12 protein-coding genes are annotated in these 14,083 nt (G+C 42.3%); 9 read left to right on the plus strand and 3 right to left on the minus strand.

Annotated elements, in window-relative coordinates:
* Positions 1-19: 19 nt before the first annotated feature.
* The gene (locus FZ941_RS08090) at positions 20-490 is read right to left on the minus strand and encodes an arginine repressor (protein ID WP_125382432.1); all 471 of its coding nucleotides are present in this window, start codon (positions 488-490) and stop codon (positions 20-22) included.
* Between the two features lie 13 nt (positions 491-503).
* Positions 504-1,532, minus strand: a complete 1,029-nt coding sequence (gene queA / locus FZ941_RS08095) for a tRNA preQ1(34) S-adenosylmethionine ribosyltransferase-isomerase QueA (RefSeq protein WP_148887497.1) — start codon at positions 1,530-1,532, stop codon at positions 504-506.
* Between the two features lie 316 nt (positions 1,533-1,848).
* Between queA and FZ941_RS08100 the strand changes: the two genes are divergently transcribed.
* The 9 genes from FZ941_RS08100 to alaS all read left to right on the plus strand — a co-directional run bounded on the left by FZ941_RS08100 (position 1,849) and on the right by alaS (position 13,431).
* On the plus strand, positions 1,849-2,556 hold the full coding sequence (locus FZ941_RS08100) for a glucosamine-6-phosphate deaminase (RefSeq protein WP_148887498.1): 708 nt from the start codon (positions 1,849-1,851) through the stop codon (positions 2,554-2,556).
* A 104-nt stretch (positions 2,557-2,660) separates the two neighbouring features.
* Positions 2,661-3,995, plus strand: a complete 1,335-nt coding sequence (locus FZ941_RS08105; RefSeq protein ID WP_148887499.1) for a DUF1958 domain-containing protein — start codon at positions 2,661-2,663, stop codon at positions 3,993-3,995.
* 87 nt (positions 3,996-4,082) lie between these two features.
* Positions 4,083-5,249 carry an MFS transporter gene (locus tag FZ941_RS08110; protein ID WP_187418408.1) on the plus strand — a complete coding sequence of 389 codons (1,167 nt, stop codon included), beginning with the start codon at positions 4,083-4,085 and terminating at the stop codon, positions 5,247-5,249.
* A 158-nt stretch (positions 5,250-5,407) separates the two neighbouring features.
* On the plus strand, positions 5,408-6,367 hold the full coding sequence (locus tag FZ941_RS08115) for a competence protein CoiA (protein ID WP_148887501.1): 960 nt from the start codon (positions 5,408-5,410) through the stop codon (positions 6,365-6,367).
* 20 nt (positions 6,368-6,387) lie between these two features.
* Entirely contained in the window at positions 6,388-8,190 is a 1,803-nt protein-coding gene (gene pepF, locus FZ941_RS08120) for an oligoendopeptidase F (RefSeq protein WP_148887502.1), read from the plus strand.
* A 1-nt stretch (position 8,191) separates the two neighbouring features.
* A complete protein-coding gene (locus tag FZ941_RS08125) occupies positions 8,192-8,875 on the plus strand; it encodes an O-methyltransferase (protein WP_148887503.1) in 684 nt (227 codons plus the stop codon).
* A 110-nt stretch (positions 8,876-8,985) separates the two neighbouring features.
* Positions 8,986-10,062 carry a peptidylprolyl isomerase PrsA gene (gene prsA, locus FZ941_RS08130; RefSeq protein WP_148887504.1) on the plus strand — a complete coding sequence of 359 codons (1,077 nt, stop codon included), beginning with the start codon at positions 8,986-8,988 and terminating at the stop codon, positions 10,060-10,062.
* A 138-nt stretch (positions 10,063-10,200) separates the two neighbouring features.
* Positions 10,201-10,779 (plus strand): LURP-one-related/scramblase family protein, encoded by a 579-nt coding sequence (locus tag FZ941_RS08135; RefSeq protein WP_187418405.1) that lies wholly within the window; start codon positions 10,201-10,203, stop codon positions 10,777-10,779.
* Positions 10,780-10,812: 33 nt separating this feature from the next.
* Positions 10,813-13,431, plus strand: coding sequence for an alanine--tRNA ligase (gene alaS, locus FZ941_RS08140; protein WP_148887506.1), 2,619 nt, complete (start codon positions 10,813-10,815; stop codon positions 13,429-13,431).
* A 183-nt stretch (positions 13,432-13,614) separates the two neighbouring features.
* Here alaS and FZ941_RS08145 read toward each other — a convergent pair whose 3' ends face one another.
* Positions 13,615-14,082, minus strand: a complete 468-nt coding sequence (locus FZ941_RS08145) for a hypothetical protein (protein WP_148887507.1) — start codon at positions 14,080-14,082, stop codon at positions 13,615-13,617.
* Position 14,083 lies beyond the last annotated feature (1 nt).

Genomic DNA, 14,083 nt, shown 5'->3' on the forward strand with positions numbered 1-14,083 from the left:
GGATTTTCCAACTCTTTTGTCATTTACTAAAGAAAAATGGGGGGGCAAATTCTTTGAGTTTATCAAAGCATTCGATAGCAGCTTGATTATCTTCGCAGATGATCAGGCAGACATCGTCTCCACAGACGGTAGCAACAATCTGGGGCAACTCTAGAGCGTCTAAAATGGCACCAAAGGATTGGGCTAGTCCGGGTAAGGTTTTCATGACGACTTGATGCTGAACGGGGCGGAGCATGACTAGGGCATCTTCCATATAGAAGCGCAGCCTTTTCTCCCAACGAGAAGGGGCGATGCTGTTAATGACATAGTAAGATCTGTCGTTTTCAGTCACCTTGACTAGATTGAGAGTTTTCATGTCACGAGAAAGGGTAGACTGGGTTACAATGACGCCATTTGCTTCCAGTAGTTCTTGGAGTTCCTGCTGGGTATGGACTCTTTTTTCCATGATAAGGGAGCGGATGAGGCGATGCCTACTTTCGATTTTATTCATAGATTCACCTGTATTATTTGATAAACATAGCGTCGCCAAAGCTAAAGAAGCGGTAGCGCTCAGCGATAGCATGCTCATAGGCTTGCAGTGTCAGTTGGCGTCCAGCAAAAGCTGATACTAGCATGACAAGGGTTGATTTTGGCAAATGGAAGTTGGTCGAAAAGGCATCGACAATCTTCCACTGATAGCCTGGCTTGATAAAGATATTGGTCCAGCCAGAGTCGGCTTGGATTTGACCATCGAATTTGCTGCCGATTGTTTCTAAAGTACGAATGGACGTGGTGCCGACAGCAATGATGCGGTGGCCGTTTGCCTTGACTTGACGCAGGGTTTCAGCTGCTTCTTCAGACAAGCTATAAAATTCGGAATGCATCTCATGCTCTTCCAGATTGTCAACTGATACAGGACGGAAGGTTCCGAGTCCGACATGCAGCGTCAGGTAGACGAGTTTAACGCCTTTTTCCGCAATTTTATCCAGCAATTCCTCTGTGAAATGGAGGCCAGCGGTAGGAGCGGCAGCAGAGCCGTTTTCTTTGGCATAGACTGTCTGGTAGCGTTCACGGTCTTCTAGCTTCTCGTGGATATAGGGTGGCAGGGGCATTTCACCCAAACTTTCTAGAACTTCTAGGAAAATGCCCTGATAATCAAAGCAAACGATCCGTCCACCGTGCTCCAGCTCTTCTGTAACAGTGGCAGTCAAACGACCATCGCCGAAAGAAACACGCGCTCCGACTCTTAGACGTTTGGCCGGCTTGGCTAGGACTTCCCAGAAGTCTCCTTGTGTATTTTTCAAGAGTAGGAGTTCGATATGACCACCAGTTTCAGGCTTGGTTCCATAAAGGCGGGCTGGCAGGACACGGGTGTTATTCATAACCAAGGCATCACCTGGCTCAAGTTGGTCAATAATATTGTCAAAATGTTGGTCACTAAACTGGCCAGTTTCCCGGTCTACAATGAGCAGGCGAGAAGAGTCTCGCTTCTCCAGAGGAGTTTGAGCAATCAGTTCTTCCGGCAAGTGAAAATCAAAATCAGCAGTATTCATTCTATCTCCTTAAATAGTTCTCATGATCCAAATATAGTAGGCGGCAAGCAAAAAGGGAATACTGATAAAGAAAGTTCCCAGGCATAAAAAAATTAGTTGCCAACCGAGATGTTTTTTTAAGAAAAGCCCAGAGGTAAAAAGGGCAATTTCTAGTAAAAAGATTATAAGCATTGGTAATAGCATTCTTTTATTATACCACGATTTGACGCTAAGTCCTTCAGTAAAATTTGAAAAATTGAGCAGAATCTACTTGACAAAAATTGGTCTATACCATATAATAAAATAAGGAATCAATCAAGAAAAATAGGAGAACAGAATGAAAGTTATTCGTGTTGAGAATCAAGTAGAAGGCGCAAAGGTAGCTTTAGAAATCTTGAAGGAGAAGTTGGCTCAAGGGGCTAAAACACTGGGCTTAGCGACAGGAAGCAGCCCGATTGAGTTTTATAAGCAAATCATTGCTAGTGACCTAGATTTGTCAGAGCTGACCAGTGTAAACTTGGATGAGTATGTTGGACTTTCAGAAGATAATCCTCAGTCTTATCGTTACTTTATGAATGAGCAGCTGTTTAATAAAAAGCCTTTTAAAGAAAGCTTTTTGCCAAATGGTGCAGCAGAAGATGCGGAAACAGAAGTGAAACGCTACAACCAAGTCTTGGCTGACCACCCAGTAGATTTGCAAATTTTGGGAATTGGCACCAATGGTCATATTGGCTTTAATGAGCCAGGAACTAGTTTTGATAGCACTGTCCATATCGTCGATTTGGAGCAGTCAACTATCGAAGCGAACGCTCGCTTCTTTGAGAAGATTGAGGACGTACCAACCCAAGCTATCTCAATGGGTATTCGGAATATCTTAGATGCAAAATCAATCATTCTATTTGCCTATGGCGCTTCTAAAGCTCAAGCCATCGCAGGAACAGTTCGAGGTGAGGTGACAGAAGCTTTGCCAGCTAGCGCCCTTCAAGGCCATGAAGATGTCGTGATTATTGCTGACAAGGAAGCTTTGAGTTCATTAGAAGCCTAATAATCTATTTCCTATCTAATTTTTAGGTAGGATTTTTTATATTTATCAAAAACCTGATTAAAAATATGATATACTAGTTAGGAATGATTTTTTGGAGGATAAATGTGAAGAAGAAGTTTTTGGTGTTTGGATTGATTTTGTCTGCCTTTCTATCACCGCTTTCTGCTGCGGCAGATGAATTGGTAGATATGGCACGAAAAATGTATCCCAATGAAAATGTACAAGCAATCAATCGTCCTAAGTCATCTTTGATGATTGACGGAAATACGGGAGATATCCTGTGGCAGGATAACATTGATGAAATTCGCGATCCAGCCAGCATGAGTAAGATCATGACCTTGTACTTGGTTTTTGAAGCCATTAAAGAGGGAAAACTCAGTTTAGATACGGTAATTAAAGCGACGCCGCAAGATCAAGCTATTGCGGAAATTTATGAAATTTCCAACAATAAAATCGTAGCTGGGGTTAATTATACTGTTTCTGAGCTGATTACCATGACAGTTGTGCCCTCTTCTAACGCAACAACAGTGATGCTGGCAAATTACCTATCAGATAATGATCCTGATGCTTTCTTGGATAAGATGAACGCGAAAGCGCAGGAACTGGGCATGACCAATACCAAATGGTTTAATGCCAGTGGTGCTGCAGCAGTTTCCTTTAAAGGTTACTATACTCCTCAGAGATATAATAACTACGCTAGCAACCAAACAACTGCGCGTGATTTAGGGATTTTAGCTTATAATTTTGTAAAAAACTATCCAGATATTTTAAACTATACCAATCAGGCTAAAGTAACTGTCAAGGCTGGCACACCTTATGAAGAAACATTTGAGACTTATAATTACTCATTGCCGGGTGCTCGCTATGCTCTAGAGGGAGTAGATGGTCTGAAGACGGGCTCAAGCCCAAATGGTGCCTTCAACTACATTGCAACTGTCAAGCGTGGAAATCAGCGCGTGATTGGCGTTATCATGGGCGTTGGCGACTGGTCTGACCAAGACGGTGAATATTACCGTCATCCATTTGGAAATGCCTTGATCGAAAAATCTTATGCTGACTACGAGTACAAGAAACTGTTCTCTAAAGGGAAGCAGGAGATTAATGGAAAAACTTACAATCTGCCAGAAGATTTTTATGCGACAATCAAAAAAGATGCGAAGGCAAAGCCTGTAGTTGAGAATGGTGTCTTGAAGGCTGGAAATGATCTGTACACGCTCTCTCCAAAGATCTCTGATGAGATGAAAGTGGAGGAAGTAGATGCTTCTGTTACCCAGTCTGCCAAAGAAGAAGTAACTAAGAAAGAAAATAATAAAACTTGGTACAGTGACTTGCTAAGCAACCGCTGGTTAATTGCCTTGCCAATTGTCATTATTATCCTGATTTTCTATATTGAGAATCGGAAATCGAGAAAAGCTAAAGCAAAAGCTAGAAAAAAATAAATAAATGATTGCATTTAGCTTGCAAGCTGAAATAAAGCTCAGTTCCTAAAAACTGGGTTTTATTCTATTTTTGGAGAGGTTTTGATGATGGGAAAAAAGTTTTCTAATAGCTATTTGGCTTATTTTTTGATGTATAATTTTTATTTTCTGTCCAATTCATTGTTTTCGACCTTGATATCCGTTTATATGCTGGATAAGGGGTACACGGCTGGTCAAGTATCTATCGTCGTATCAGCTTCTTTCTTTTCTTCCATGCTGGCTCAGCCAATCATGGGGCTGTTAACTGATACACTTGGTATCAAGAGGGTTTCGCTTATCAGTTTTTTCCTGATTATTATGGGAGACATCTTTTTCATGGAGGCTGATAATCTATGGCTTTTAGCCATCTGGTACAGTTTTGTCTTGATGCTCATCAATGGGGTGGGTACCGTGATGGATGTACTGGCAACCCAAAGTCCTTATAAATATGGGAAAATCCGAATTTGGGGAACGATCGGTTACGCCGTCGGTTCACAGCTGGCAGGTTTGATTTATAAGAATATTTCTCCCCAGGCCATCTATCTGGTCTTTATCGGGACTATGCTGCTGAGTATTATAGGGGTTCTTGGCATGAATCCCAAGCGGGATAAATTAACTAAAAAGACTGAAAAACGAGGAAATTCGCTCTTTTCAGCCATTCTTAAAAACAGAACCTATCTTTTTTATCTTTTTCTTGTTGCCCTTTACTCTGGTGTGGGAAATACAGGTCACACTTATATTCCCTCCATGCTAGAATCCAGCGGTTTGAGTGTTGATTGGGCAACAACTGTTGTGGCTGTCTCTGTACTGTGCGAGGCGCCTTTAATCTTTTATTCCTACCTTTTCATGGATAAAATCTCTGTCAAAAAGTTGCTCTATATTTGCTTGGGCATGATGCTCCTCCAGTATGCGGTTTATGCTGTGAACTTTGGCTTATGCTCGAAAATTGCAGTCACCCTGCTTTCTAAACATGCTTCTGGTATGGTACTGACCATGCTTAGTCTGCGCATCGTAGCAAATCTGGTAGATGAAAAATATTTGGTGACAGCCTTTGCGCTGCTCCAGACAGGGAGAAATTTGGGCACGATTTTCATTCAGAATATGTCAGGGTCTATCTTGGATCACTTGGGCTATGATAGGATGAATCTTATGTTGACAGCCATTATCGGCCTAGTACTCTTGCTTGCCCTCTTTTTGAAAGTTCCTGAAAAGAAGAATCAGAATTTATTTGGATAAGGAAAAACGAGTCTGGAATTTTTTCAGCTCGTTTTTCTTTGGGGAAATTAGCAAGAAAGTAGGAAGTGGTTTCTTTGTTCTATGTTCACAAGTTCTCACTTTGGCTTTTTAATTACGAATAAAGATATAAAAGACATTGTTTTGGAAGGGAAATACTCATGTTGCTTGCGAAAAATGAAGAGGGGATTTTGCTGAATGCCATGGAAAATCAGCCGTCTCTAGGCGAACAACTCTTTTGTCCGGCCTGTTCGGGAGCGGTTCGCTTCAAAAAAGGAAGGGTCATGCGACCGCATTTTGCTCATATTTCTCTTGAAAATTGTTCGTTTTATGCGGAAAATGAAAGTGCGGAGCATTTGAACCTGAAAGCTGGACTTTATATCTGGGGGAAGCAAAGCCAAGAGGTTCAGGTGGAGGCCTTTTTGCCTGAGATAAAGCAGATTGCTGATCTTTTGTTGGACGGTCGTATAGCCCTGGAGGTCCAATGCAGTCCACTCAGTCAGGAAAGACTTGAAGAACGAACCCTGTCCTATCGCCAGCATGGCTATCAGGTCCTCTGGCTCTTGGGCAAGAAATTATGGCTAAGACAGTCGTTGACGAGACTGCAAAAGGACTTTCTTTATTTCAGTCAAAATATGGGCTTTCATCTTTGGGAATTGGATGAGAGAAAGCAGGAGCTTCGGCTTAAATATCTCATTCACGAGGACTTACATGGACGAGCTCAGTACAAGGTCAAATCCTTTTCTTTTGGCCAAGGCTGCCTTTTATCCGTCTTGCGCAGCCCCTTTCAGAAGCAAGGGCTAGAAAGTTATCTGGCTCGGCAGGATCCTGAAATTTGTCGCTATGTTCGTCAGCAGCTTTATTACCAGCAGCCTCGCTGGATGAGGCTCCAAGCTCAGCTCTATCAAAAAGGAGACAATCTTCTGACCAAGTCAACCGAGGATTTTTATCCGCAGGTTCGGCCTGTCCAAGCCAGCTCCTTTTGCCAAATAACAAGAGACTTGACGTCCTATTACCAGCACTTTCATCGCTATTATCAGGCTGAAAAAAATAAGCAGCTTCAAATTATCTATCCACCAGTATTTTATGCGAGGATTTCCCCCACTTTTATGATAGAATAGAAGGGATGGAGGAAATTTCTATGGCAAAACAAAGAAATGAAATTGAAGAAAAATATACTTGGGATTTGACAACAATTTTCCCAACAGATGAAGCCTTTGAAGCGGAGTTGGCGCAGGTTTCAGAAGAAGTGAAGAAGGCAGCTAGTTTGGCTGGGCATTTGCTGGATTCGGCTGATAGTCTCTTAAAAACGACTGAAGTGCAGTTGGACTTGATGCGCCGTATTGAGAAACTTTATTCCTATGCTCATATGAAGAACGACCAGGATACTCGCGTGGCCAAGTATCAAGAATATCAGGCTAAGGGGATGACTCTTTATAGTGAATTCGGTCAAAGCTTTGCCTTCTATGAGCCTGAGTTTATGGCGATTACAGAAGAGCAGTACCAAGCTTTCTTGGCTGAGCAGCCAGGTTTGCAACTTTACCAACATTATTTTGACAAGCTTTTGAAAAAGAAAGCCCACATCCTGACCCAGCGCGAAGAGGAGCTATTGGCCGGTGCTGGGGAAATCTTTGGGGCAGCGGGCGAAACCTTTGCTATTTTGGATAATGCAGATATTGTTTTTCCAATGGTGCATGACGAAGATGGAAATGAAGTTCAGCTTAGCCACGGCAACTATATCACCTTGGTCGAGTCTAAGAATCGAGAAGTCCGTAAGGAAGCTTATGAGGCTCTCTACAGCGTCTACGAGCAGTATCAGCACACCTATGCTAAGACTTTGCAGACCAATGTCAAGGTTCACAATTACAATGCGAAAGTCCGCAAGTTTTCATCTGCCCGCGAAGCGGCTTTATCAGCTGACTTTATTCCAGAAAGTGTTTATGATAGCCTAGTTTCAGCTGTCAATAAGCATTTGCCTCTTTTGCAGCGTTATATCGCTTTGCGAGCGAAGATTTTAGGCATTTCTGACTTGAAGATGTATGATATGTATACACCTTTGTCAGAGACAGACTACAAGTTCACTTATGAGGAAGCCTTGGCTAAGTCTGAGGAAGTTCTGGCTATTCTGGGTGAGGATTATTTGAGCCGAGTGAAGACAGCTTTCTCAGAGCGCTGGATTGATGTTTATGAAAATCAAGGCAAGCGCTCAGGAGCATACTCAGGCGGTTCTTACGATACCAACGCCTTTATGTTGCTTAACTGGCAGGACACGCTAGACAATCTTTTTACCTTGGTGCACGAGACGGGTCACAGTATGCACTCTAGCTATACACGTGAGACCCAGCCTTATGTTTACGGAGACTACTCTATCTTCTTAGCTGAGATTGCTTCGACGACTAATGAAAACATCCTGACAGAGAAGCTCTTGGAAGAAGTAGAAGACGACGCTACGCGATTTGCGATTCTCAACCACTTCTTGGATGGCTTTAGAGGTACGGTATTCCGTCAAACCCAGTTCGCAGAGTTTGAGCATGCGATCCACAAGGCTGACCAAGAAGGTCAAGTTTTGACCAGCGAGTTTCTCAATGAACTTTACGCTGACTTGAACGAGAAATACTATGGACTGAAAAAAGAAGACAACCCGCAGATTCAATACGAATGGGCTCGGATTCCGCATTTCTACTACGATTACTATGTTTTCCAATATTCGACAGGATTTTCAGCGGCTTCTGCCTTGGCTGAAAAGATTGTCCATGGTAGTCAAGAAGACAAGGACAAGTATCTGGATTATCTGAAAGCTGGGAACTCTGACTATCCACTCAATGTCATCAAAAAAGCAGGTGTGGATATGGAAAAAGAAGACTACCTAAATGCTGCTTTTGCTGTCTTTGAGCGTCGTCTAGACGAATTCGAGGCCTTGGTAGAGAAGTTGGGACTGGCATAAGATGGTCGAGACTTATAATCAAAACTCCAATCCCAATATGCGTCGGCCAGTGGTCAAAGAAGAAATTGTAGACTTTATGAGACAGCGTCTCCAGCCGGTCACTGGTGGACTCAAGGAACTAGAGGATTTTGCCAGAGCTGAAAATGTACCCGTGATTCCCCATGAGACAGTGGCTTATTTCCGCCTGCTACTCGAAAGCCTGCAGCCAGAGAAGATTTTAGAGATCGGGACGGCTATCGGTTTTTCGGCCCTTTTGATGGCGGAACATGCGCCTCAGGCTCAGATTACGACCATTGACCGCAATCCAGAGATGATTGAGTTGGCCAAGGCTAATTTTGCTAAGTATGATAGCCGCCAGCAGATTACCTTACTGGAAGGTGACGCAATGGATTTGCTTGAGACACTGGAGGATTCTTACGACCTTGTCTTTATGGACTCTGCCAAGTCTAAGTATGTGGTCTTTCTGCCCAAAGTCCTCAAGCGCCTCAATCCTGGTGGTCTGGTTCTCATTGATGATGTTTTCCAAGGTGGAGATGTTGCCAAACCTTTTGAGGAAATTAAGCGTGGCCAGCGGGCTATTTACCGTGGTTTGCATAGTCTTTTTGACGCAACTTTGGACAGTTCAGATTTGACTGCGAGTCTGCTTCCCCTGGGAGATGGACTGCTTATGATTAGAAAAAAATGACATCTTTGATTTTTTCTTAATTTCCAAAAATTTTTAGGAAAAATTAAGATATCAAGTTAGATTTGTGGTACAATAGACAAAGTGAATTTATTGAAGGAGTAGATAAAATAATGAAGAAAAAAATCCTTACAGGAGCAGTAACTCTCTTTTCTGTAGTGGCTTTAGCAGCATGTTCACAAACAGCAAAAGATAAAGATATTGTGACAATGAAAGGTGAGACAATCACCGTTAATGAATTTTACGATCAAGTAAAAAATAATGGTGCCTCTCAGCAAGTTTTGCTTCAAATGGCCATTAAGCAAGTTTTTGAAGAAAAGTATGGCAAAAAAGTGACGGATAAAGAGGTTGAAGAAGCCTTTGAAAAAATGAAATCCGCTTATGGTTCTGCCTTCCAAAATGTTCTTGCTCAAAGCGGAATGACAGAAGAGGCATACAGAGACCAGATCCGCGCAAATAAATTAGTTGAATACGCTGTTAAGAAAGCAGCTGAAAAAGAGTTGACAGATGACAACTACAAGGCTTTCTTTGAAACGTATACCCCAGAAGTAACGGCTCAAATTATCAAGGTGGACAGTGAAGAAAAGGCTAAGGAAGTGCTTGAAAAAGCTAAGGCTGAGGGAGCAGACTTTGGTCAGTTGGCCAAGGAAAACTCAACCGACAAGGACACCAAAGATAAGGGCGGCGAGGTGAAATTCGACTCAACCTCTACAACGATTCCAGATGCCGTTAAAAAAGCTACTTTTGCCTTAGAAGAAAATGGTGTCTCTGATGTGATCACTGTAAGAGGTAGACAGAATTATTCAGCAAGTTACTACATTGTTAAATTGGTGAAGAAGACTCAAAAATCTGCAAAATGGACCGATTACAAGAAGCAACTAAAAGAGGGAATCCTGACTCAAAAACAAAACGATGCAAGCTTTATTCGTTCAGTCATTTCTAAAGAATTGAAGGAAGCGAATCTGAAAGTGAAGGATCCAGCTTTCCAAAATGTCTTTGCCCAATATGTAGAAGGAGATACTTCTAGCTCATCGTCTAAAGAAGAAAGCAAGTCTCAGTCTTCTAGTTCAGAAGAAAAGAAATCACAATCTTCTAGCTCGGAAGAAGCAAAATCTGAGGCTTCAAGCTCAGAAGAAAGCAAGTCAGAAGCTGCTCATACTGAAGAAAAACCAGCTCCTGCAGCAGAATAAGCTTGACGAAAAGTCAAGAAGTCAGTATAATAAAACTATTGAGAATTGATTTTCTAGATCTCAGCTCAGAGAATTGGCGGTGCTGCGAGCCATGTGAGAGGAAAAATCATGCTACTCATGTTTCAAACTAAATAGCTAATGAGAATGACAAGTTCATTGAATGAAGGTGGTACCGCGGTTTTTCGCCCTTCAGACAAGGAACTTGTCTTTTATCTTGACTCTGGAGGTAAAGCGATGAAGACCTATCTTGTCAAACAAAAATTTCGCCTAGGCGGTGAACGTTTTGATATCAAGGATGATCGAGGCAATGTAGCTTATCAGGTGGAAGGGTCATTTTTCCAGATTCCCAAGACCTTTACAATCTATGACGCCTATGGTGAGCAAGTCAGTGAAATCAGCAAAGAATTTTTCACTTTGCTTCCTCGCTTTAATATCCAGTTACGAAACGGTTCAAATTTCGTTATTCGTAAGAAGTTGACCTTCTGGCGAGATAAGTATGAGTTTGATAATCTGGGGCTTCGTATCGAGGGCAATATCTGGGATTTAAATTTTAAATTAATAGATGATCGCAATCAAGTCGTGGCAGAGATCACCAAGGAACTTTTCCATCTGACCTCCACTTATCAGGTGAGTGTCTATGATGAGGCTTACTCAGATTTGGTTATTTCCCTCTGCGTCGCCATTGACTATGTGGAAATGCTGGAAAGTTCATCATAAAAAACATTAAAAAGATTTAAGGAGAAAAATAAAATGAAACAAATGTCAAGTGCTCAAATTCGCCAAATGTGGCTGGATTTCTGGGCAAGCAAAGGCCACTCTGTAGAACCATCAGTTAGCTTGGTTCCTGTAAACGACCCGACTCTTTTGTGGATCAACTCAGGGGTAGCCACTCTTAAGAAATATTTTGACGGGACCATTATCCCTGAAAATCCTCGTATTACCAATGCGCAAAAAGCCATTCGGACCAACGACATTGAAAATGTCGGAAAAACTGCTCGTCACCATACCATGTTTGAGATGTTGGGGAACTTCTCTATCGGGGATTACTTCCGTGATGAAGCTATTACTTGGGCTTATGAACTCTTGACAAGCCCTGAGTGGTTTGACTTCCCAGCTGAAAAACTCTACATGACCTACTATCCAGACGATAAAGATTCTTACAACCGCTGGATTGAAGTAGGAGTGGACCCAAGTCACTTGATTCCAATCGAAGACAACTTCTGGGAAATCGGTGCGGGACCTTCTGGACCAGATACAGAAATTTTCTTTGACCGTGGAGAAGCATTTGACCCAGAAAATATCGGTCTTCGTCTTCTTGCTGAAGATATCGAAAACGACCGTTACATCGAAATCTGGAATATCGTTTTGTCACAATTTAATGCAGACCCAGCTGTACCTCGTAGCGAGTACAAGGAATTGCCACACAAGAACATTGATACGGGCGCTGGTTTGGAGCGTTTGGTGGCGGTTATCCAAGGAGCTAAAACAAACTTTGAGACAGACCTTTTCATGCCGATTATCCGTGAAGTGGAGAAATTGTCAGGTAAGGTCTACGACCAAGATGGCGACAACATGAGCTTCAAGGTCATCGCTGACCATATCCGTTCCCTTTCATTTGCAATCGGTGATGGTGCTCTTCCAGGAAATGAAGGCCGTGGTTATGTCCTTCGTCGTCTGCTTCGCCGTGCTTCTATGCATGGTCAAAAATTGGGCATCAACGAACCTTTCCTCTATAAACTCGTTCCAACAGTTGGAAAAATCATGGAAAGCTACTACCCAGAAGTGCTTGAAAAACGTGACTTTATCGAGAAAATCGTTAAGAGCGAAGAAGAGTCATTTGCTCGTACCCTTCACTCAGGTCAACACTTTGCCCAAGGTATCGTAGCAGACTTGAAAGAAAAAGGTCAATCAGTGATTGCTGGTTCAGATGTCTTCAAACTTTATGATACTTATGGATTTCCAGTGGAATTGACAGAAGAAATCGCAGAAGAAGCTGGGATGACTGTAGACCGTGAAGGTTTTGAAGCAGCCATGAAAGAACAGCAAGAACGTGCGCGTGCATCAGCTGTTAAGGGTGGCTCAATGGGGATGCAAAATGAAACCCTTCAAAACATCACTGTTGAGAGCGTCTTTAACTACAATGCCAGTCAATTGCCTTCTAAACTGGTGGCTATCGTAGCGGACAATGCTGAAGTAGAAGCTGTCTCTGAAGGAACTGCTTCTCTGATCTTTGCAGAGACTCCATTCTACGCTGAGATGGGTGGACAGGTAGCTGACCACGGACAAATCTTGGATGCTGCTGGAAACGTCGTGGCTACTGTAACAGATGTTCAAAAAGCACCAAACGGACAGCCACTTCATACAGTTGAAGTCCATGCTCCGCTTGCCTTGAACCAAGAATATACACTTAGCATCGACAGCAATCGTCGTCTTCGTGTCATGAAAAATCACACAGCGACCCACTTGCTTCACGCTGCCCTTCACAATATCCTTGGAAATCATGCGACACAAGCAGGTTCTCTTAACGAAGTAGAATTCCTTCGCTTTGACTTCACTCACTTCCAAGCTGTAACTCCAGAAGAATTGCGTGCCATTGAACAACAAGTCAATGAGAAAATCTGGGAAGCAATTGCGGTTAAAACGATTGAAACGGACATTGACACTGCTAAAGAAATGGGAGCTATGGCCCTCTTTGGTGAGAAATACGGCAAGGAAGTTCGTGTTGTGACTATCGGCGATTACTCAGTTGAGCTTTGTGGTGGTACGCACGTTGGCAACACTTCTGAGATTGGCCTCTTCAAGATTGTCAAAGAAGAAGGGATCGGATCAGGAACTCGCCGTATCTTGGCCGTGACTGGTAAGGAAGCCTTTGAAGCCTACCGTGAGCAAGAAGACGCCCTTAAAGCTGTCGCAGCTACCTTGAAAGCACCTCAACTCAAGGAAGTACCTCATAAAGTTGAAGGCCTTCAAGAGCAACTTCGTCAACTCCAAAAAGAAAATGCAGAATTGAAAGAAAAAGCCGCAGCCGCAGCTGCTGGCGATGTCTTCAAGGATGTGAAGGAAGTCAATGGCTACCGTTATATTGCGAGCCAAGTTTCTGTATCTGACGCAGGTGCCCTTCGTACCTTTGCAGATAACTGGAAACAAAAAGATTACTCTGACCTTCTTGTCCTAGTGGCAGCTATCGGTGACAAGGTCAATGTCCTTGTAGCTAGCAAGATAAAAGATATCCACGCAGGTAACTTGGTCAAAGAATTGGCTCCAATCGTTGATGGACGTGGTGGTGGTAAACCAGACATGGCCATGGCAGGAGGAAGCAACCAAGCGAAAATCCAAGACTTGTTGGATGCAGTAGCAGGTAAATTGTAAGAAAATAAAGATCTATCCACTGGGGTAGGTCTTTTTGTACGCGCAAAAAAGCTAAATCCGAGTGGACTTAGCTTGATTGTAATAGCTAAAAAAGAAAGTAAAATTTACTATGCTTCTGAATGCAAGTTATAGCTCGTAAGAAAAATTAAAAGGTATGACTCCTATGGAATCATACCTTGCTATCTAGTCCACTGTCTCACTTTTAATTCTAGCTCTCAGAAAGCGCAAATCATTAAAAATATAAATTAGAAGAATGATTTGACAAGAGTAAAATCCCCAATCTAGCCTATAAATATCTCTTTGAATAGTGATAGAAAACAGGGTATACATCATGAAGATAAAACTAGCTATGAAAAGTAGGAAGGATTGTAGGCTTGCTATAAAAGGATAGCCTCTCTTTTTCAAAATGGATTTGAATAAAAGAGCTAGGGCAGGCAAAATGGAAAATAAGGTAAAACAAGTTAAAAAATAAGAATTAATCAAATTTCTAAAATCTTTGCCCCAAAAGATAGAATCCTCGTTTTGAAAAATATAAATTGGATGTGATCTATCGTTTAAAAAGGGTAGGCCAAGGATGACCAGATAAAATACAATCAATAATCCAATTTGCCAAGAGAAACCTTCTTTCCTTCTCTCTTTATTGTCTGACATG

It is taken from the genome of Streptococcus sp. Marseille-P6264 (genome assembly GCF_902460355.1).
GTDB lineage: Bacteria > Bacillota > Bacilli > Lactobacillales > Streptococcaceae > Streptococcus.